The organism is Terracoccus luteus, assembly GCF_003635045.1.
Classification (GTDB): Bacteria; Actinomycetota; Actinomycetes; order Actinomycetales; family Dermatophilaceae; genus Terracoccus; species Terracoccus luteus.
This window is the reverse complement of the sequence record NZ_RBXT01000001.1, coordinates 510,238-528,813: the sequence shown is the minus strand read 5'-3', so window position 1 is coordinate 528,813 and position 18,576 is coordinate 510,238. Positions and strand designations below refer to the sequence as shown.

Below are 18,576 nucleotides of genomic sequence, written 5' to 3'. Positions count from 1 at the left end.
GAGAGCGGCCGTCGTGCTCGTGGACCGGCGCCGGGCGCGGCCGCGACCACTGCGAGCGGGTGACCCGACCGGGCCGGGCCCGCCCGCACTCGTGGTCGGGTCGCCGGCCACGGCCCTCCGCTCGTCCCTCACACCCGCACCCGGGGACGCAGCTGGGCCATGAGCTTGTCGCCGATGCCGCTGACCTCTCCGAGCTCGTCGACCGACGAGAAGCGGCCGTGCTCGGCGCGCCAGTCGAGGATGCGCTGGGCCAGCACGGGGCCCACGCCCGGCAAGGAGTCGAGCGCCCCGAGGTCGGCCCCGTTGAGGTCGACGACGGCCGGTGCACCACCCGACGGCCCCGCCCCACCCGCAGCCGAGCCACCGCCGGCCGTGCCACCGGCCCCGAGGCCACCGCCGGCCACGACGGGCGGCGGCGTCTCACCGGGCCGCAGCACGTGCAGCTGCTCGCCGTCGCCGACCACCCGGGCCAGGTTGAGACTGGTGAGGTCGGCGGCGCGCGTCGCGCCCCCGGCCGCAACCAGCGCGTCGGCCACCCGCGAGCCGGCGGGCAGCCGGACCAACCCGGGGCGCGCCACCTGCCCGACGACGTGCACCACGACCTCGGATGCCGGGGCCGCCCCGTCCGCACCCACGGTGCCGCCCGTGCCCCCGCCGGCCGGCACCGACGCCGCCACGGGCGCAGACCTCACGACCAGCGTCGACGGACCGGCCGACGCACCGGACGACGCATCGGACGACGCATCGGGCAACGGCCCGCCGGCGCCGGGCTCGCCGACGACGACGCTTCCGGTCTCCGCCCGCGCCGCGCGCTCGGCCCACAGCACCCGGACGAGGAAGATGCCCGTGACGGCGACGAGGAGCGCCAGCACGGCGACGACGGCCGCGCTCGACACGCCGCGACGACCCCGCACCAGCGGCTCCGGGAGGGTGAGCACCGCCGGACGACGCGCCCGGCGCAGGTCGGCGTCGAGCCGCTCGACCTCGTCGCCCGCCTCGTCTCTGCCGTCGCGCGTGTCGACGCCGTCGGCACTGCCGAACGCGCCCGGCCCACCGGCATCCGACCGTGGTCTCGAGGGGAGGAAGCCCGCCTCGCCACGGCCCTCCGGCATCGCACCCGGGGCACCGCCCGACGGCGGCCCGGTGTCGAGGAGCCGGAGGACGCGCTCGAGGTCCGGGGCGCGCCCCCGGGCACGCGGCTGCGGTCGACGGGGCATGGACCGACGCTACGAACGGGCACACGTCACCGCGGCCGCCCGCAGCGGCCCTGTGGACAGCCCTACGCCAGGCGGTGCCCCGGCGGCGGGCTGTGGACGACCAGGCTGCGAGACACGCCGCCGCGGGATTCGGTGCAGCCGCGAGCCCTGCACCACACTGCCCCAATGGCCCGGCACATCATGACCCTGCGCAGCGACGACCGTCCCGGGATCGTCGCCGCCGTCTCCTCCGCCCTGCTAGAGGTCTCGGCGAACATCGTCGAGAACCAGCAGTACTCCGACGAGGGCACCGACCTGTTCTTCATGCGCACGGTCTTCGACGCCGAGCAGGCCGATGTCGAGCGGGTCGTGGCCGCGATCGAGTCGAGCTCGGCGGTGCACAACCATGACCTTCAGGTGCGCCCGGAGGCGGAGCGCTGCCGCACCCTCGTCCTCGTCAGCCGCTTCGACCACTGCCTGCTCGACCTGCTGCACCGGTGGCGCAGCGGCGACCTGCCCATCGACATCGTCGGGGTCGTCGGCAACCACGACGACTGCCGCGCCCTCGTCGAGTACTTCGGCCTCCCGTTCAGCGTCATCGCCGTGACCCCGGAGACGAAGGCCGACGCCGAGGCGCAGCTGCTTGCGATGGTGGAGGAGAAGGGCGTCGAGCTCGTCGTGCTGGCCCGCTACATGCAGATCCTCAGCGACGGCCTCTGCCGGGCCCTCGAGGGGCGGGCCATCAACATCCACCACTCGTTCCTGCCCGGGTTCAAAGGCGCCAAGCCCTACCACCAGGCGCACGACCGCGGCGTCAAGCTCGTCGGCGCCTCCGCGCACTACGTCACGGCCGACCTCGACGAGGGGCCGATCATCGAGCAGGACGTCGTGCGGGTCACCCACGCCGAGTCGCCTTCTCGTCTGGTCGCGCTCGGACGTGACGTCGAGCGCCGCGTCCTCTCCCGCGCGGTGCGCGACCACGCCGACCGACGCGTCTTCCTCGCCGGACGACGCACCATCGTCTTCTGACCGACGCCGTGAGGGATGCCGGGCGGCCGCGTCGCATGCCCGCGTCCCGGGCTCGCGAGGGTGGCCGTGCAATCACGGCCGCCCCTCGTGCGTCCTCATGGGTGTGGCGCACCGTGCGCCCCACCCGTCGTTGGAGGTCGTCGTGCCCCGAACCAGCCCCGCCCGAGCAGCCCGAAGCACTCGGACCCATCGAGCCACTCGAGCCGTCCAGGCCGTCACCGCGGCCCTGACGGTCGCCGCCGTCTGCGCCGTGACGCACGCGCCCACCTCGGCGGCCGCCCCGGTGCGCTACCGCCTGTCGCTGGCACCGGGCTTCACCACCGCCGGCACCTGCTCCTTCACCGACGTCGTCGCGGTCAACGGCTCCGGGCAGGCGGTGGGCTCGGCCCCCACCGGCAACCCCTTCTGGAACCACGGCTTCGTCATCCGCGGCGGGCGTACCGTCGAGCTGTACGGACTCGGTGGGCCGACGCCCCCCCGCGGCCTCGAGGACACCGCGGCCAACGGGATCAACGACCGGGGTGACGTCGTGGGGCAGTCCCAGCTGCGCAACAGCCCCGACTCGCCCCCGCACGCGGTCCTGTGGCGCGGGGGTGGCGGTACCCCCCTCGACCTCGGCACCGGGTACCCCGGCACCGCCGCCTTCAGCACCGCCCGCGACGTCAACTCCTCGGGCACCGTCGTCGGGTCGCGCTCCGAACGCCAGGACGCGCCCCGGACCGCCGTCGCCTGGGTCGGCGGCCGCCTCACTCCCCTGCCCGGCCTCGGCGGCGTCGACGGGCCCTGGGGGACGACGAGCGAAGCCGTCGCCGTCAACGAGGCCGGTCTGGTCGTCGGCAACGCCAGGACCCGGGACACGACCCAGCCCCCCCGGGCCGTGCTGTGGCGGGGCGGCGTCGTCAGGAACCTCGGCACCCTCGTCCCGGGCGCCGAGTCCTCGTTCGCCAACGCGGTCAACGACAAGGGCGTTGTCGTCGGGTCGTCCTTCGACACGAAGGGCACCTCGGGTTTCCGCTGGGCCGGCGGGGTCATGACCCGGCTGCCCAGCCTGGCCCCCGACCTCGACTGGCCCAGTGCCGAGGCCAACGGGATCAACGGCTCCGGCGTCGTCGTCGGCACGAGCTTCCTCGGCGCCGACCCCGAGGGGTACCTGCTGTACGCGGCGACGATCTGGCGCGACGGTGTCGCGAAGGACCTCAACACCATGGTGGTCAACCCCGTGCCGGGGCTGGCCCTGTCCTACGGCAAGGCCGTCAACGACACCGGCGTCATCGTTGGCACGGCCGAGTACACGTCCGGCGCCTGTCGCGGCGTGCAGCAGGGCTTCGTCCTCACCCCGACCGCCTGAGTCGCACCCCGACGGGATGCCGGGTGGTCACCCACCCACGGACGCGGCCACCCGGCATCCGGCTCAGGAACGCGAACGGCGCTGGCGCCAGAAGGCCACGATGTTGGGCTTGTGCCGCCACAGGACGACTCCCGCGAGGGCGAGCAGCCACAGGACGGTCCAGACGTCGCCGGGCGCGTGGCCGGTGGCGACGACGACCGCGATGGCGACGAGCGCCACCGCACCGAGCACCGACCCGGCGGCCACCCGGCCGAGCAGGACGACCCCGGCGACGAAGACCGGCAGCACGACGAGCGCCACCCAGGGGTGCACGCCGAGCATCGCGCCCATCGTCGTCGCGACACCCTTGCCGCCACGACCGCGCAGGTACGGCGACCAGATGTGACCGAGCACCGCGGCGAGGCCGACGGCGTAGGCGAGGGGCGCGCCGCCGAGCCGGCCGGCCACGAACGCCGGCACGAGCCCCTTCGCAACGTCGAGGACGCCGACGAGGATGCCCCACCCGCGCCCGAGCACCCGACCGGCGTTGGTCGCCCCGGGGTTGCCTGACCCCGCCGAGGCGAGGTCCTCGCCGAGCAGTCGGGCGATGATGGTGGCCGGGTTGACCGCCCCGACGAGGAAGGCGACGACGACCGCCGCCACGCCGTGGCCGACGGCTACCAAGGCACCGGCGTCGGTCACGGCCGGGCCGCCGGCAGCGGCTCACCGAGGCGTGGCGAGACGGCGATGGCCACGGTGCCGGGCCCGACGTGGGCACCGACGACGGCGCCGAGCTGCACGACGACGACCTCCCGGACCCCCGGCAGGGCGCGCAGGTGTCCGGCGACGGTCTCGGCCCGCTCGGCGGCCTCGAGGTGGTGCACGGCGACGTCGACGGCGAGCCCGCCGTCCGTCACGTGCTGGGCGACGAGCGCCTCGATGCGGGCGATGGCACGGCTCGACGTGCGCACCTTCTCGACCGGCACGATGCGTCCGTCGCGCACCGTGAGGATCGGCTTGATCGACAGTGCCGACCCGAGCAGCGCCGACGCGGCCCCGATGCGGCCGCCACGGCGCAGGTGCTCGAGGGTGTGGACGTAGAAGAGGACGAGCGACGACGCGAGCCGCCTCTCGACCTGCTCGACGACCTCGTCGAGCTCGCCGTCGAGCTCGGCCACCCGGGCGCCCTCGAGTACGGCGAAGCCCATGGCCATGCCGAGCGTGCCGCTGTCGATGACGTGGACGGGCACCGGCGCCTCCGACGCCGCCTGCCGCGCCGCCTCGACCGTGCCCGACATGAGGCTGGACAGGTGCACCGACACGACCGCGTCGGCGCCCTCGTCGGCGAGCCGGGTGTATGTCTCGAGGAAGGCCTGCGGTGTCGGCCGCGACGTCGTGACGATCGTGTAGTCGCGCAGCGCCCCGGCGACGTCCTCGGGGCCGACGCCGTGACCCTCGACGTGGTCGGTGCCGCCGACGACGACGTGCAACGGCACCACCTCGACCGCGTGACCGGCCACGAGCTCGTCGGGCAGGTACGCGGTCGAGTCGGTGACGAGCCGGACCGTCATCGCGGCCCCGTCGCGCGAGCCGGCAGGACCGGCGCCGCAGTCACGGTCGACACCGCCTCAGGCCGGCACGACGTTGACGAGCCTGGGCGCCCGCACGATGACCGTGCGCACCCCGTCCGGCGTCGCCGCGACGACCTTCTCGCGCGCCAGCACGAGCTCGCGCAGCTCGTCCTCACCGATGTCGGGGGCGACCTCGACGCGGTCGCGCACCTTGCCCTTGATCTGCACGACGCACGTGACCTGCTCGAGGACGATGCGCGACGGGTCGCTGACCGGGAACGCTGCGCGGCTGATGCCGCCCTCGTGACCGAGGCGCTGCCACATCTCCTCCGCGACGTGCGGGGCGACGGGAGCCAGCATGAGCACGAGCGCCTCGACGACCTCCCGCGGCGGCACGTCGAGCTTGGTGACCGCGTTGTTGAGCTCGATGAGCTTGGCCAGGGCCGTGTTGAACCGCAGCCCCTCGTAGTCCTCGCGGACGCCGGCGATCGTCTGGTGCAGCTGCGTCGTGAGGGCCTGGTCGGGTGTCTCGTCGGCCACGCGCACCTCGCCCGTGCGCTCGTCGACGACGTTGCGCCACAGGCGTTGCAGGAAGCGCTGGCTGCCGACGACGGCCCGGATCTCCCACGGCTTGCTCAGCTCGAGCGGCCCCATCGACATCTCGTAGACGCGGAAGGTGTCGGCGCCGTACGCGTCGTACATCTCGTCAGGGCTGACCGAGTTCTTCAGCGACTTGCCGATCTTGCCGTACTCGCGCGTGACCGGATCGCCCTGCCACGTATAGGTGCTCGCAGCGTCGTCACCGACCTGCTCCTCGACCTCGGCTGCCGGGACGTACTGGCCGCGGGCGTCGGTGTAGGCGTGGGCCTGAATGTAGCCCTGCGAGAAGTACGTGCGGAACGGCTCCTCGCTCGAGACGAGGCCGAGGTCGTGCAGCACCTTGTGCCAGAAGCGCGCGTAGAGCAGGTGCAGCACCGCGTGCTCGACACCGCCGATGTAGAGGTCGACACCGCCGGGGTCGACCGTCCCCGCGGGGGCGCCCGCGACGGCATCCTCGTGGCGACCGAGCCAGTAGCGCTCGTTCTCGGGGTCGACGAAGGCGTCGTGGTTGGCGGGGTCGAGGTAGCGCAGGTAGTACCAGCACGAACCCGCCCAGTTGGGCATGGTGTTCGTCTCGCGGCGGAAGTGACGCACGCCCCGACCGTCACCGAGGTCGACCTCGACGTTGACCCACTCCGGCACCCGCGACAGCGGCGGCTCGGGCGAGCTCGTCGCGTCGTCGGGGTCGAAGGTCTTCGGCGAGTAGTCGGGCACGTCGGGCAGGGTCAGCGGCAGCTGGCTCTCGGGCACCGCGTGGGCGATGCCGTCGTCGTCGAACATGACGGGGAACGGCTCGCCCCAGTACCGCTGGCGGCTGAAGAGCCAGTCGCGCAGGCGGTAGTTGACGGTGCCGTGGCCGATGCCCGCCCCGTCGAGCCACGCGATGATGCGCTCCTTGGCCTCGTCGACGGTCAGCCCGTCGAGGCTCACCTCGTCGTTGGCCGAGTTGACCGCGACGCCGGATGCCGTGAACGCCTCGGTCACCGGGTCGCCCGCACCCTCGGCGGTCGGCGCGACGACGCGGCGCACCGGGATGGAGAAGGCGGTGGCGTAGTCGAAGTCGCGCTCGTCGTGCGCCGGGACGGCCATGATGGCGCCGGTGCCGTAGCCCATGAGGACGTAGTCGGCCACGAAGACCGGGATCGCCTCTCCCGTCAGCGGATTGGTAGCGAACGAGCCGGTGAAGACACCGGTCTTGTCCTTGCCCTCGGTCTGCCGCTCGACGTCGCTCTTGCGCGACGCCGCGCGACGGTAGGCGGCGACGGCATCCTTCGGCGTCGACCGCGTGGCATTGTCGGCACCGGTCCACGCGTCGTGCGTGCCCTCGGGCCACCCGCCGTCGGGGACGAGCGCGTCGACGAGGGGGTGCTCGGGCGCAAGAACCATGAAGGTGGCGCCGAAGACGGTGTCGGGCCGGGTCGTGAAGACCTCGATGCCCTCCTGCTCGCCGGCACGCTCGCCCGTGGCGACGGTGACGGGGAAGGTGATGCGGGCGCCCTGAGAGCGGCCGATCCAGTTGCGCTGCAGGCGCTTGACGTTCTCGGGCCAGTCGACGCCGTCGAGATCGTCGGCGAGGCGGTCGGCGTAGGCGGTGATGCGCATCATCCACTGCGCGAGGTTGCGCTTGAAGACGGGGTAGTTTCCTCGCTCGGACCGGCCGTCGTTCGTGACCTCCTCGTTCGACAGCACGGTGCCCAGGCCCGGGCACCAGTTGACCGGCGCCTCGGACCGGTAGACGAGGCGGTGCCGCTCGAGCACGCGCGCGCGCTCGACCGACGACAGCTCGGCCCACGAGCGGCCGTCGGGCGTGCCCGGTGATCGCTGCCCCGACTCGAGCTCGGCGACGAGCTCGGCGATGGGGCGGGCCCGGCCGCGGCCACCGTCGTCGCGCACCGCGTCGACGTCGTACCAGGAGTCCCAGATCTTGAGGAAGATCCACTGGGTCCAGCGGTAGTAGTCCTCGTCGATCGTGGCGAAGGTGCGCCGGTCGTCGAAGCCGAGGCCGAGGCGACGTAGCTGGCGCCGCATCGTGACCATGTTCTCCTCGGTCGTCTTGCGCGGGTGCTGACCGGTCTGCACGGCGTACTGCTCGGCCGGCAGCCCGAAGGCGTCGTAGCCGAGGGCGTGCAGGACGTTCTTGCCGAGCATGCGGTGGTAGCGGCTGTAGACGTCGCTCGCGATGTAGCCCAGGGGGTGCCCGACGTGCAGGCCGGCGCCCGAGGGGTAGGGGAACATGTCGAGCACGACGAGCTTCCGGCCGAGCTGCGCCACCTTGTCCGGCTCGGCCCACGGCCCGGCCGGGTTCGGGGCCGCGAAGGTCTGCTCCTGCTCCCAGCGGTCCTGCCAGGCGAGCTCGACCTGCTGGGCCAGGGCCGGGGTGTAGCGGAACGGGGTCTCGTCGTGGGTGCTGTCGCTCATGCTCATCTCTCGTTCGCCTCGCTGGTGGATGCGGCGTGCGCCCCCGGACAAACGAAAACCCCTCGCTCAGCAAGGGGTGGCCGCGCTGACGCCGGGGGCTCCGGCCCTGATCAGCGCGGCTGCGGAAGGAGCAGCCGACCAGCCATGCGCCTAGGTTAGCGCAGCCGGTCCCGCGCCCGGTGGCCCGACGCGTCCGTCACGCCGCAGGTCAGCGCATGAGGCCGACGACGACCGCCACCGAGGCGAGCTGGTGCAGGGCCAGCGCCTGCAGCGGGGCGGCGCGACGCTCGCGCACGTACCGGTCGCGCGTGAGGACGAGGTCGGCCACGAGCAGCAGGCACGCACCGGCCAGCACGAGCGGGTCGGCCCTCCAGGCGGCGGCCACGACGAGGACGTACTGCGCCAGCAGAGCCAGCAGCACCGCGACCCGCTCCGGCCCGGCCCGGAGCACGACGGTGCGCCCCGCCCGCGCGTGCACGAGCAGCAGCACGGGCACCACCGGCAGCACCCACCACGGGAACGACCCGGGCCCGGCCAGGCGCAGCGTCGCCGCGACCAGCAGCCCCGTCGTCACCGCGCGGGCGTACATCGCCAGCACGAAGCGCGGCCGGGTCTGGTGCAGCAGCAGCCCCTCCGTCACGACGGCGAGCGCCAGGGCCGGCAGCACGAGGGTCAGCGGGGGCGCGTCGCCCGCCCGGCCCTCCCCCTCGAGCGACCACGCCGCCGCGAGCACGAGCAGGGCGAAGCTCGGGCGCACGATGCGGGCGAGCGCACCGTCACCGCGCACGGTGGCGACCCAGGTCAGCACGGCCGCGACGGCGAGCGCCGCCGACAGGACCCACAGGTGCGTGCTCACGGCCTCAGGGTGTCAGCCGGCGCCGTCGCCCTCACGCGGACACGCCCGCCGGACACCACCCCGCGGGCACCCGACCGGGCCTCGCCCGCCACCCCGGCCGACCGGCATCCGGACGTCGTACCCCGTCGCGGTGGCCTCGAGTCGGAGACCGGGCGCGGTTCTGTCAGACTCGTGCTCATGCCCATGCGCGCCTTCCCGCACACCGTGACCGCCGAGGACACCGCCGCCGAGATCGGCAGCGGCGACCTCGACGTGCTCGCCACACCGCGTCTCATCACGTGGTGCGAACGGGCCGCCTTCGAGGTGTGCAAGCAGAACGTCGACTCGGACCACACGACGGTCGGCACCACGATCAAGATGGAGCACATCAAGGGCAGCCCGGTCGGGGCCGCGATCACCGTGAACTGCGCCGAGCCCATCAACGACGGCCGGCGCCTCGTGTGCCACGTGACGGTCACCGACGCGGAGGGCGACGAGATCGCCCGCGGCGAGGTGCACCGTGCCGTCGTCGACCCGGACCGCTTCATGAGCAAGTGCCACAAGCCGGTGCACTGACCGAGCGGGACCCCCGGTTCAGTCGACCGTGTGACCGCCCGCGGGCGGCGCCGGGTGGCCGACGAGCTTGAGCCCGACGACGGCGGCGACGATGCCGGCGATGAGCAGCACCTTGGGCACCGAGGCGGCCTCCCCGCCGAAGAGCATCGCGTAGGCCACGGTGAGCGCGGCCCCCGTGCCGGTCCAGACCGCGTAGGCAGTGCTGATCGGGATCGTGCGGGCTGCCTGCGCGAGCCCGAGCATCGACACGGCGAGGGCGACGACGAAGAGCACCGTCGGGGCCGGGCGGGTCAGGCCGTCGGATGCCGACAGGGCCGAGGCCCACACGGCCTCGAGCACCGCGCTGGCGAGCAGGATGACCCAGGGCATCACTCCACCACCTTGAGCCCGGCCACGCAGGCGACGAGCAGCAGCAGGAGCAGGCCCCGCGCGAGGCCCAGCCGCTCCTGACCGCGGGCGACGGCGAGGAGCACGGTGCCCACGGCGCCGATGCCGACCCACACGGCGTAGGCCGTGCTGGCCGCCAGCCCGCTCATGGCGTAGGCGAGGCCCGCCATCGACAGCACGATGCTGACGGCGAAGAGGGCGACGGGCCGGGGGCGGCGGAAACCGTCGGAGGCGGCGAGGGCGGTGGCCCAGACGGCCTCGAGCCCCCCGGAGACGACGAGGACGAACCAGTGCACGGCGATCCGATCCGGCCGTCTTGTCGCTGTGCGGGTACGGCTCCCTCGTCCGCGGGCGCGGTCGTCGCGTCCGGGACAGAGGGTAGCAACGCCCGGCGACGGGGTCGAACCCGCCGAGACCCGCCGAGAACCGCCGAAACACGAAGGAGCCCGACCGGTGACCGATCGGGCTCCCTCCTGTCCGGTGGAGCTGAGGGGACTCGAACCCCTGACCCCCTGCATGCCATGCAGGTGCGCTACCAGCTGCGCCACAGCCCCGGAACACCGCCGCACGAGCCACCCTCTCGGGTGCCGCGTGGAGCGACTGCGCAACTGTAGCCAATGACGGCTCCCGATCCCAAATCGGCTGCCGCCGCGGCGGTCAGGGCTGGCGCGGCCCGACGTTCCAGGCCGCGATGCGCCAGCCGGCCGTCGTGGAGAAGCTCTTCGGCGCCTCCACGAGGACGATCCAGTGGCAGTTGTCGAGGCTGCGCAGCACCTGGTCGGCGACGTCGTGGTCGAGCCCCACGAGCTCGGTGGCGGCGGCGCGCCCCGAGACGCCGTGGGCGACGACGAGGGCGGTACGGCCGGGACCGAGGGCGTCGGCGACGTCACGCAGGGCAGCGCCGGCCCGCTCGGCCACCTGCGCACGGGTCTCCCCCGTCACGCCCTTGGGCACGTCCTCGCCGCGGTCGAGTGCCGCCACGACGTCGGGGTAGCGCTCGCGCACCTCGTCGGCCTGCAGCCCCTGCCAGCGGCCGACGTCGACCTCGCGCAGCCGCGGGTCGCGTCGCACCTCGAGGCGGACGAGGTCGGCGACGGCCTGCGCCGTGTCGGCCGCGCGACGCAGGTCGCTCGAGACGATGACGTCGGGGGCGTACGACGCGACGAGCGGCGCGGCCTCACGGGCCTGCGCCCGCCCGCGGTCGCTCAGCTCGGTGTCGCGGTGACCCTGCCAGACCCGGGCGGCGTTGTCGGCCGTCTCGCCGTGGCGCATCACGACGATGCGCCGCGGGCCCGCGGCGCCGGGCGCTGTCACGCGCGGGCGCGCTCGTCGCCGTCGGTCTCGTCGGTGGCGCTGTCGTTCTCGGCGGTGGTGTCGGCGTCGGATGCCGGGCCGCCCGGCACGTCGACCCCGCTCAGGTCGATCTCGGGGCAGTCCTTCCACAGTCGCTCGAGCGCGTAGTACTCGCGCTCCTCCTCGTGCTGGACGTGCACGATGATGTCGCCGAAGTCGATGAGAACCCAGCGGCCCTCCCGCTCGCCCTCGCGGCGCACCGGCTTGACGCGGTGGTCGCGCAGGCGGTCCTCGACCTCGTCGACGATGGCCCCGACCTGGCGCTCGGAGGCGGCGGAGGCGAGCACGAAGACGTCGGTCAGCGGGAGGTGGTCGCTGACGTCGATGGCGACGACCTTCTCCGCGATCTTGTCCTCGGCGGCCAGCGCCGCGATCTTGGCGAGCTGGATCGAACGTTCGGTGGCGGTCACGAGTCTCCTTGCGGCCCGACGGCCTGGTGGTGGTGGTCGCCGGCGGCGACCTGGGGTGACGGCGCCTCGGCGGGCAGCGCGTCCGTGTCGGCGTAGAGCCGGTACTTGTTGATGTACTGCACGACGCCGTCGGGCACGAGGTACCAGACGGGGTCGCCGTCGGCCACGCGCTCACGGCATCCGGTCGAGCTGATGGCCATGGCGGGCACCTCCTGCAGGATGACCCGGTGGGCCGGCAGGCCCGTGTCGGACAGCTCGTGCCCGGGGCGGGTCACGCCGACGAACTGCGCGAGGTCCCAGATCTGGTCGGCGTCCTTCCAGGACAGGATCTCGGCGAGGGCGTCGGCGCCGGTGATGAAGAACAGCTCGTCATCGGGCCGCTGGGCGCGGATGTCGCGCAGGGTGTCGATCGTGTACGTCGGACCGGGCCGGTCGATGTCGACCCGGCTGACGGTGAACCGGGGGTTCGAGGCCGTGGCGATGACCGTCATGAGGTAGCGGTGCTCGGCCGCGGCGACGCGGCGCTCCGCCTTCTGCCACGGCTGGCCGGTCGGCACGAAGACGACCTCGTCGAGCCCGAGCAGGGACTGCACCTCGCTCGCGGCCACGAGGTGGCCGTGGTGGATGGGGTCGAAGGTCCCACCCATGACCCCGAGGCGCATGGTCAGTGGTGCGACCCGTCCCGCTGGACGGCCGAGCCGGGGGCGCGCTGCTCGCTCTGCGGGCGCGGCGCCTGCACCTTGTAGGCGGTGTTGCGGAAGCTCCACGTGATCCCGAGCAGCAGCACGAACAGCGCGAACGTGATGAGGAAGAACGCGATGAGCGGCATGGGGAGCTCGCGGGTGGCTTCCTCGGCGGCGGCGAGGCTCAGGACATGGGCTGACATGGCCCCCAGCCTACCGTCCGGCGGCAGCGGCGCGGAGCAGGGCGGCGAGGCCCGCACCGCCTGCGGCCTGCGCGGCGTCGGCGGCCGCGTGCAGCGGCGCGGGGGCGGCGAGCGCCGCGAGGCCGGCGACGAGCACACCCTCCCCCACCGCCCCGGATGCCGGGGTGGCCGGGGTCGTGGCGCCCGCGGGGTCGCGCGTCGGTGGCGGGCTCGCACCGTCGGGTGTCGCCACGGTCACCGCGGTCACCGCGGTCACCGCGGTGAGGGTCGGGCTCGACGCCGCCACCTCGTCGAGCACCGCGCGCAGGGCCTCGGGGTTGCCGCCGAGCACCCGCGGGTCGTCGGCGAGCTGCTCGAGCGAGACGATGCGCCCGAAGACCGCGGGGTTGCCGACCTTGACCCGCTGGCCGGAGATGAGCTGGCTGAGCATCGGCGCGCTGAGCCCGATGACACCCGCGAGCCGGGCCTGCGACAGCCGGTAGGTCGCCATGAGCCGGCCGAAGCGCTGCGACCACGGCTCGCCGTACAGGGCGCGCTGCGCCTCGGCGCTGGCGGAAGCGCCCCCCGGACCGGCTGCGTCGGTCATGCTGCCCTCCTCAGGCTTGCGCGACACCCATTGCATGTGCAAACGTCTGTCTCGGACGTTGCACCTGCAAACTATCAGGAGTTCCCATGACCCGCCCCCGGACCGACCCGTCGTCGCCGTCGAGCCCCCGGCGGCTGTCCGCCCGGCTGCGTCGGCTCGGACCGGTCGCGGCCGCGGTGGCCGGCTCGGCCCTGCTCGCCGTCCCGGCCTCCGCCTCCGCCACGGCCGTCACCCCGGCCGTCACCCCGGCCGTCACCTCGACCGTCACACCGGCCCTCTCCCCCGCTCGGACGACGTCCGTGCCTACGATGGTCGTGCTCGACGCCTCCGGCTCCATGAACGAGAGCGACGCCCCCGGCCCCCGCATCGACGCCGCCAAGAGGGCCGTCACCTCCCTCGTCGCCGGCCTGCCCACCGACAGCCGCATCGGCCTCACCGTCTACGGCACCGGCACCGGCTCCACCCGCGCCGAGAAGAGCACGGGCTGCACCGACATCCGCACCCTCATCCCGGTCGGACCACTCGACCGCGCCCGCACGACCGACGCCGTCACCGGCATCCGGGCCTCGGGCTACACCCCCATCGGCAACGCCCTGCGCTCCGCCGCCACCGCCCTGCCCACGGAGGGACCCCGCGCCATCGTTCTCGTCTCCGACGGCATCGACACCTGCGCACCCCCCGCCCCCTGCAACGTCGCCAAGCAGCTGAAGCGACAAGGCGTCGACCTCACCATCCACACCGTCGGCTTCAAGGTCGACCCCACCGCCCGCGCCCAGCTCTCCTGCATCGCCGACGCCACCGGCGGCACCTACAGCGACGCCGGCGACGCCGACACCCTCGAGCAGGCGCTCAAGGTCAAGGTCGACTACGCCATCTCCGGCTACCAGGCCAGGGGCACCCCCGTCACCGGCACCGACCAGCCCACCGACGCCTCACCCCGGCTCGCCCCCGGCCAGTACCTCGACACCTTCGCCACGGGGGCTCCGGCCGGGTCGGACCGCACCGGCCGCGTCTCCGGCACGACCAAGTACTACCGGGTTCCGCTGCAGCAGGGCGCGACGCTCTACGTCTCGGCCACGATGCCGCCGCCGGCCGCCGACCCCGGCGGGACCGGCGGGACCTTCGGGGTCCAGATGACCCTGCAGGCCGAGGACGGCAGCACGTGCGACAGCGCCGACGCGAACTACGCCGGCAACGACGGGTACTCACACCGTCCGGTGTCGGCCACCATGTCGACCGTGCTCGACCACGACACGCCACCGGGGGCCTACCCGGGCCGGTGCCCTGTCGACGGCGTCGGGGTGGTCAAGATCGAGCGGTACGGCGCCAAGTTCGGCGACCAGTCGCGGCCCGTCGAGATCGTCGTGCGCTCGGAGCCGCCGGCCGAGACGGCCGGCCTGCCTCCCGCCGCCACCCGGGCCCAGGCGGGCCTGGCCCGGCCACCGTTCGCCCGCGCGGCGACCGCGGTGACCGGGGGCTCGAGCTTCAACGACGCCGCGCCGCTGACGAGCGGGCAGACCTACCGCGGCACCGTCGTCACCGGTGAGGACCGCTACTTCTCGGTGCCGCTGCGATGGGGCCAGCGCCTCGCCTACAGCGTCGAGGAGGTCGGGCCGGCCTCCGACGGTCCGACGACCGGCGTGGGGGCACGGGTCAGCGTGTACAACCCGGTGCGTCAGGACGTGCGCTCGACGGGCCAGTACCAGACCGCGATCTGGTTCGCGGGCAACCCCGGTCTGCTCACCGGCTCGACGGTCGCGCCGGTGCGCTACACGAACCGGTCGTCGTCGCAGCCGGACCTGCGGACGACGCAGGTCGACGGGCTCTACTACCTCCGGCTGAGCGTCAACGTCGACGGCGAGGACAGCCCCGCGGCCCGGACGACCTACCGGATCACCGTGGTCGTCGACGGCGACCCGGAGACAGGCCCCGCCTACCGGCCGGGCGCGACCGGCATGCCGACCGGGTCCGCCTCCTCGACCCCGCCACCGTCGGACGCGACCACCGCCACGGCGGGCCCGACCACCGGACCGGGGGACTCGGCGACGGCGGGCGCGACCGGCACCGTCGACGCCTCCGGCACGTCCGGCACGTCCGGCACGACCGGCACGTCCGGCACGACCGGGTCGAGCGCGTCGAGCGGGTCGAGCGGTCCCGGCTGGGCCGTCGTCGGGGGCATCGCCCTGGCCGCCGTCGGTGGCGCCCTCGTGGCCCTGCTGGTCGGGCGGGCCCGCCGCGGTCAGCCGCCCACCGGCCCCCAGACGTAGCGCTGCCCGACCAGCCGGCACACGAGCTGCCCGCCCGTCGTAGCGGCACGGTCGCCCTCCTGCTGCCACCCGCAGACGTCACCGGATGCCGGTCCGCCGGCGGACGTGGGCACCGTGGCCGCCCCCGACGTGACGGGGGCCGACGTGCCGACGGTGGGGGCGGTGGTCGACGGCGTGGTCGACGGGCCGGAGGACGGGCCGGACGACGTGGGCGGTGCGCTCGTCGGGGACGACGAGGTGGGGAGGTCAGACGGCACCCGCGATCCGTCGCCGCGGGTCACGGCCACCGCCACCGCCACCGCGCCGACCAGCACGGCCACCGCGGCCCCGGCGAGGAGCCGTCGCCTGGTGGTCGAGCCGGGCGCGGGTGCGGCCGGCAGCATCGGGCCGGTGCCCACGGTCGCCGCGGTCGCCGCGGTCGCCGTCACCGGCAGCTCACGCGTGCCCGGGAGCCGCTGCGGCTCCGTCCGGTCGGGCGGTGCGGCCGCCTGCACCGAGGTGGCGGGACCCGCCACATCCACCCGGACCTCCGCCCCCACCGGTGGTTCGGCCGGGGGCAGCTGGTCGAAGACGGTGACCGGGTCGCCCTGCCGGGTGCGGGGCGCGGTGCTGCGGGGCAGCCCGTCCAGCAGGGCCGCGGCGGCGACGGCGTCCGAGGGCCGACGGTCGGGGTCCGCCTCGGTCATGGCGGCGACGGCGGCGCGCAGCCCGGGGTGCTGCAGCGCCGCGGCCCCCCGCCCGGAGCCGTCACCGCCGTCGTGGTCGAGTGCCTCCGCGCCGAGGGCGAGGGCGAGCGCGAGCCGGCCGGCGGCGTACACGTCCTGGCGCGGGTGGGGCGGCCGTCGCCCGCTCGTCACCTCCGGCGGCAGGTAGCCGGGGGTGCCGATGACGGTGCCGGTGTGGGTCAGGCGCGCGTCCTCGAGCCCGATGGTGAGACCGAAGTCGGTGAGCAGCGCGTGCGGTGGGCCGTCGCCGGTGGCGCGCAGCAGCACGTTGGCGGGCTTGACGTCGCGGTGCACGAGGCCACTGCGGTGCAGGGCCGCGAGGCCGTCGAGCACCTGCTCGAGCAGCACCGTCACCGTCGGCTCGTCGAGCGGCCCGTAGTCGCCGACGAGGGTCTGCAGCGAGCCGCCGTCGACGAGCTCGCTCGCGATGAGCACGGTGCCGTCCTCGGCCGCCCACGCGTACGGGCTGGCGACGTGCGGGTGCTGGAGCCGCACCGCCTGCTCGCGCACGAGGCGCAGCAGCTCGCCCGCGTGCCGCTGGCGCATGACCTTGGCGGCACACCACCCGCCCCGGGCGTGGTCCCAGGCCCGCCAGACGGTGCCGCTGCCGCCGGACGCGAGCGGGTCGACGAGCTCGTAGCGACCGGCGACGACGTCGTTACCTCCGCCCGGCACCGCGCCCGCCCCTCCCGCTCACAGGCCGGACAGTACCCGCCGCAACCACTGCTCCCCCGCACCTCCGAACGGGCCCGTGCCCGCCCCGACTGCCCGCAGCACCTCGTCCGCGGCCGCCTCGGCCAGGGCACACACCTCCGGCGGGTAGCCGAACGCGACCCGGTGCAGGGCGAACTCGTCCTCGTCGTCGACGTAGAGGGTCCCGTCACGCAACAGCACGACGTCGAGGTCGAGGTCCACGCTGCCCACCGCCCAGCCGCCACCCTGCGGCCGCGCGGACCACGTCGCCGGCGTGGCCATGTCGACGTAGACGTGGATGCCCTTGGGGGCGGGGTAGAACGAGGCGACCCACGCGCCGGTGTGCGGCGTCATGGAGACCCACGCCTCCTCGGCGTCGAACGCCGCCCCTGGACGGCTGCAGTGCGTGCCCTCCGGCGCCCACCACCAGCGGCCGTGCTCGTCGTCGCCGAGGTAGCGGCCCTCCCAGCGCCAGTGCGGCCGGTCCCCCCACTTGGTGAAGGCGGCGTGCACGGCATCCCCCGTTCGGGGCGCGGCGGGTGGGGGCTCGGACGACCGGTGCACCCGTTCACCCTATGGATGCCGGGTGGTCATCGTGTCCTCGAAGGCGACGGACAGGAGGGGCTGGGTGACGGCCGTACCCTTGTGACCATGGTCGTGGAGCTGTCGGTGGTCGTCCCGATGTACAACGAGCAGGAGGTGCTGCCCCTGTTCGTCGAGCGGCTGCGCCCGCTGCTCGACGGCATGGACGTCGCCTACGAGGTGGTGACCGTCGACGACGGCAGCGCTGACCTCACCCCCGCGCTGCTGCAGCGGTACCGCCGCGAGTGGCCGCAGCTGCGGGTCGTCCGGCTGCGGGCGAACTCCGGTCACCAGGCGGCCATCTCCGCGGGCCTGGCCACGGCGAGGGGCGACTACGTGGTCACGATCGACGCGGACCTGCAGGACCCGCCCGAGGTCATCGCGAGGATGCTCGACCTGGCCCGTGCCGACGGCGTGGACGTCGTCTACGGGGTCCGCAACGACCGGTCGACCGACACGTGGTTCAAGCGCAACTCCGCGGCCGCCTTCTACCGCCTCATCGGTCTGATGAGCTCCTCCACGGCCCGGGCCGACGCGGGTGACTTCCGGCTCATGTCGCGGGCGACGGTCGACGCGGTGAACAGCCTGCCGGAGCACAACCGGGTGCTGCGGTTCATCGTCCCCGCCTTCAACTTCCCGTCCGACACCGTGGAGTACAAGCGGGAGGAACGCGCCGCCGGGGCCAGCAAGTACCCGCTGCTCAAGATGGTCAAGCTGTCGATCGACTCGCTCACAGGGTTCTCGACGGCGCCGCTGCGCATCGCGACCTTCGCCGGGTTCGGCGGCGCGGTGCTGGCCGTCCTGCTGCTCGTCTACACCCTCATCGCGCAGGCGAGCGGCCACACCGTGGCCGGCTGGACCTCGACGGTGGCCATCGTCGCCGCGATGGGCGCCATCCAGCTGCTCTGCGTCGGCATCCTCGGTGAGTACGTCGGACGCATGTACACCCATCTGCAGGGCCGGCCCAGCTACTTCATCGCGTACGACTCGCTGACCAGCCGCCCGTCGCAGGACGGTCCGACGGCGACCGCGCTCCCGGGCCGGTCCACGACGGAGCCGGAGGACGGCTCGCAGACGCTCGGCCTCGACCCGGCGGTCGACGCCCGGCAGGTCGGCGCGGTCTCCCCTCGCTGAG

Annotated in this window: 19 protein-coding genes, 1 tRNA gene and 1 riboswitch; of the genes, 5 read left to right on the top strand and 15 right to left on the bottom strand. The window is 74.1% G+C overall.

Going from position 1 to position 18,576, the window contains the following annotated elements; all coding sequences use genetic code 11:
* Positions 1-128: 128 nt before the first annotated feature.
* The gene (locus tag DFJ68_RS02560; RefSeq protein ID WP_245963409.1) at positions 129-1,217 is read right to left on the bottom strand and encodes a ComEA family DNA-binding protein; all 1,089 of its coding nucleotides are present in this window, start codon (positions 1,215-1,217) and stop codon (positions 129-131) included.
* A gap of 165 nt (positions 1,218-1,382) precedes the next feature.
* On the opposite strand from DFJ68_RS02560, the gene purU reads away from it, so the two are divergent.
* Entirely contained in the window at positions 1,383-2,225 is an 843-nt protein-coding gene (gene purU, locus DFJ68_RS02555; RefSeq protein ID WP_121030750.1) for a formyltetrahydrofolate deformylase, read from the top strand.
* A 250-nt stretch (positions 2,226-2,475) separates the two neighbouring features.
* Entirely contained in the window at positions 2,476-3,573 is a 1,098-nt protein-coding gene (locus DFJ68_RS02550) for a hypothetical protein (RefSeq protein ID WP_121030748.1), read from the top strand.
* A gap of 63 nt (positions 3,574-3,636) precedes the next feature.
* Here DFJ68_RS02550 and DFJ68_RS02545 read toward each other — a convergent pair whose 3' ends face one another.
* From DFJ68_RS02545 to DFJ68_RS02530, 4 genes are all read right to left on the bottom strand, one after another.
* Positions 3,637-4,254, bottom strand: a complete 618-nt coding sequence (locus tag DFJ68_RS02545) for a glycerol-3-phosphate acyltransferase (protein ID WP_245963408.1) — start codon at positions 4,252-4,254, stop codon at positions 3,637-3,639.
* Positions 4,251-5,123 (bottom strand): DegV family protein, encoded by an 873-nt coding sequence (locus DFJ68_RS02540; RefSeq protein ID WP_121030746.1) that lies wholly within the window; start codon positions 5,121-5,123, stop codon positions 4,251-4,253. The genes DFJ68_RS02545 and DFJ68_RS02540 overlap by 4 nt, the downstream gene beginning before the upstream one ends.
* Before the next feature lie 57 nt (positions 5,124-5,180).
* On the bottom strand, positions 5,181-8,141 hold the full coding sequence (gene leuS / locus DFJ68_RS02535) for a leucine--tRNA ligase (protein WP_121035010.1): 2,961 nt from the start codon (positions 8,139-8,141) through the stop codon (positions 5,181-5,183).
* Between the two features lie 208 nt (positions 8,142-8,349).
* Positions 8,350-8,997, bottom strand: a complete 648-nt coding sequence (locus tag DFJ68_RS02530) for a lysoplasmalogenase family protein (RefSeq protein WP_121030744.1) — start codon at positions 8,995-8,997, stop codon at positions 8,350-8,352.
* 177 nt (positions 8,998-9,174) lie between these two features.
* Here DFJ68_RS02530 and DFJ68_RS02525 point away from each other — a divergent pair, with 177 nt between their 5' ends.
* Positions 9,175-9,552, top strand: a complete 378-nt coding sequence (locus tag DFJ68_RS02525) for a thioesterase family protein (protein WP_121035009.1) — start codon at positions 9,175-9,177, stop codon at positions 9,550-9,552.
* An 18-nt stretch (positions 9,553-9,570) separates the two neighbouring features.
* Here DFJ68_RS02525 and DFJ68_RS02520 read toward each other — a convergent pair whose 3' ends face one another.
* From DFJ68_RS02520 to DFJ68_RS02485, 8 genes are all read right to left on the bottom strand, one after another.
* Positions 9,571-9,921 (bottom strand): DMT family transporter, encoded by a 351-nt coding sequence (locus tag DFJ68_RS02520; RefSeq protein ID WP_121035008.1) that lies wholly within the window; start codon positions 9,919-9,921, stop codon positions 9,571-9,573.
* The gene (locus DFJ68_RS18200) at positions 9,921-10,235 is read right to left on the bottom strand and encodes a DMT family transporter (RefSeq protein WP_170165687.1); all 315 of its coding nucleotides are present in this window, start codon (positions 10,233-10,235) and stop codon (positions 9,921-9,923) included. Before DFJ68_RS18200 ends, DFJ68_RS02520 begins: the two co-directional genes overlap by 1 nt.
* A 9-nt stretch (positions 10,236-10,244) precedes the next feature.
* Positions 10,245-10,310: riboswitch (guanidine-III (ykkC-III) riboswitch) on the bottom strand.
* A 110-nt stretch (positions 10,311-10,420) separates the two neighbouring features.
* A tRNA-Ala gene (locus tag DFJ68_RS02510) sits at positions 10,421-10,493 on the bottom strand.
* Positions 10,494-10,596: 103 nt separating this feature from the next.
* The gene (locus tag DFJ68_RS02505; protein ID WP_121030740.1) at positions 10,597-11,253 is read right to left on the bottom strand and encodes a histidine phosphatase family protein; all 657 of its coding nucleotides are present in this window, start codon (positions 11,251-11,253) and stop codon (positions 10,597-10,599) included.
* Positions 11,250-11,702 (bottom strand): ribosome silencing factor, encoded by a 453-nt coding sequence (rsfS, locus tag DFJ68_RS02500; protein WP_121030738.1) that lies wholly within the window; start codon positions 11,700-11,702, stop codon positions 11,250-11,252. Before rsfS ends, DFJ68_RS02505 begins: the two co-directional genes overlap by 4 nt.
* Positions 11,699-12,349 carry a nicotinate-nucleotide adenylyltransferase gene (gene nadD / locus DFJ68_RS02495; protein ID WP_121035007.1) on the bottom strand — a complete coding sequence of 217 codons (651 nt, stop codon included), beginning with the start codon at positions 12,347-12,349 and terminating at the stop codon, positions 11,699-11,701. The genes rsfS and nadD overlap by 4 nt, the downstream gene beginning before the upstream one ends.
* Positions 12,350-12,366: 17 nt before the next feature.
* On the bottom strand, positions 12,367-12,588 hold the full coding sequence (locus DFJ68_RS02490) for a hypothetical protein (RefSeq protein WP_121030736.1): 222 nt from the start codon (positions 12,586-12,588) through the stop codon (positions 12,367-12,369).
* Positions 12,589-12,598: 10 nt separating this feature from the next.
* Complete coding sequence (locus DFJ68_RS02485) at positions 12,599-13,174, bottom strand: hypothetical protein (RefSeq protein ID WP_121030734.1); 576 nt, start codon at positions 13,172-13,174, stop codon at positions 12,599-12,601.
* Between the two features lie 86 nt (positions 13,175-13,260).
* Here DFJ68_RS02485 and DFJ68_RS02480 point away from each other — a divergent pair, with 86 nt between their 5' ends.
* A complete protein-coding gene (locus tag DFJ68_RS02480; RefSeq protein ID WP_121030732.1) occupies positions 13,261-15,441 on the top strand; it encodes a vWA domain-containing protein in 2,181 nt (726 codons plus the stop codon).
* Here DFJ68_RS02480 and DFJ68_RS02475 read toward each other — a convergent pair.
* Together DFJ68_RS02475 and DFJ68_RS02470 are read right to left on the bottom strand one after the other, a co-directional pair.
* Positions 15,414-16,841 (bottom strand): protein kinase domain-containing protein, encoded by a 1,428-nt coding sequence (locus DFJ68_RS02475; protein WP_121030730.1) that lies wholly within the window; start codon positions 16,839-16,841, stop codon positions 15,414-15,416. The two genes, DFJ68_RS02480 and DFJ68_RS02475, sit on opposite strands and share 28 nt — an antisense overlap.
* Before the next feature lie 18 nt (positions 16,842-16,859).
* A complete protein-coding gene (locus DFJ68_RS02470; protein ID WP_147431496.1) occupies positions 16,860-17,423 on the bottom strand; it encodes a DUF402 domain-containing protein in 564 nt (187 codons plus the stop codon).
* A gap of 87 nt (positions 17,424-17,510) precedes the next feature.
* Here DFJ68_RS02470 and DFJ68_RS02465 point away from each other — a divergent pair, with 87 nt between their 5' ends.
* On the top strand, positions 17,511-18,575 hold the full coding sequence (locus DFJ68_RS02465; RefSeq protein ID WP_121035006.1) for a glycosyltransferase family 2 protein: 1,065 nt from the start codon (positions 17,511-17,513) through the stop codon (positions 18,573-18,575).
* The last annotated feature ends 1 nt before the right edge of the window (position 18,576 follow it).

What these genes read in the sequence shown, in the direction of transcription:
- DFJ68_RS02560 (WP_245963409.1), bottom strand. Translation starts at nt 1,217, where the DNA reads ATGCCCCGTCGACCGCAGCCGCGTGCCCGGGGGCGCGCCCCGGACCTC.
- DFJ68_RS02490 (WP_121030736.1), bottom strand. Translation starts at nt 12,588, where the DNA reads ATGTCAGCCCATGTCCTGAGCCTCGCCGCCGCCGAGGAAGCCACCCGC.
- purU (WP_121030750.1), top strand. Translation starts at nt 1,383, where the DNA reads ATGGCCCGGCACATCATGACCCTGCGCAGCGACGACCGTCCCGGGATC.
- DFJ68_RS02485 (WP_121030734.1), bottom strand. Translation starts at nt 13,174, where the DNA reads ATGACCGACGCAGCCGGTCCGGGGGGCGCTTCCGCCAGCGCCGAGGCG.
- DFJ68_RS02465 (WP_121035006.1), top strand. Translation starts at nt 17,511, where the DNA reads ATGGTCGTGGAGCTGTCGGTGGTCGTCCCGATGTACAACGAGCAGGAG.
- nadD (WP_121035007.1), bottom strand. Translation starts at nt 12,349, where the DNA reads ATGGGTGGGACCTTCGACCCCATCCACCACGGCCACCTCGTGGCCGCG.
- leuS (WP_121035010.1), bottom strand. Translation starts at nt 8,141, where the DNA reads ATGAGCGACAGCACCCACGACGAGACCCCGTTCCGCTACACCCCGGCC.
- DFJ68_RS02540 (WP_121030746.1), bottom strand. Translation starts at nt 5,123, where the DNA reads ATGACGGTCCGGCTCGTCACCGACTCGACCGCGTACCTGCCCGACGAG.
- DFJ68_RS02480 (WP_121030732.1), top strand. Translation starts at nt 13,261, where the DNA reads ATGACCCGCCCCCGGACCGACCCGTCGTCGCCGTCGAGCCCCCGGCGG.
- DFJ68_RS02520 (WP_121035008.1), bottom strand. Translation starts at nt 9,921, where the DNA reads ATGCCCTGGGTCATCCTGCTCGCCAGCGCGGTGCTCGAGGCCGTGTGG.
- DFJ68_RS02525 (WP_121035009.1), top strand. Translation starts at nt 9,175, where the DNA reads ATGCCCATGCGCGCCTTCCCGCACACCGTGACCGCCGAGGACACCGCC.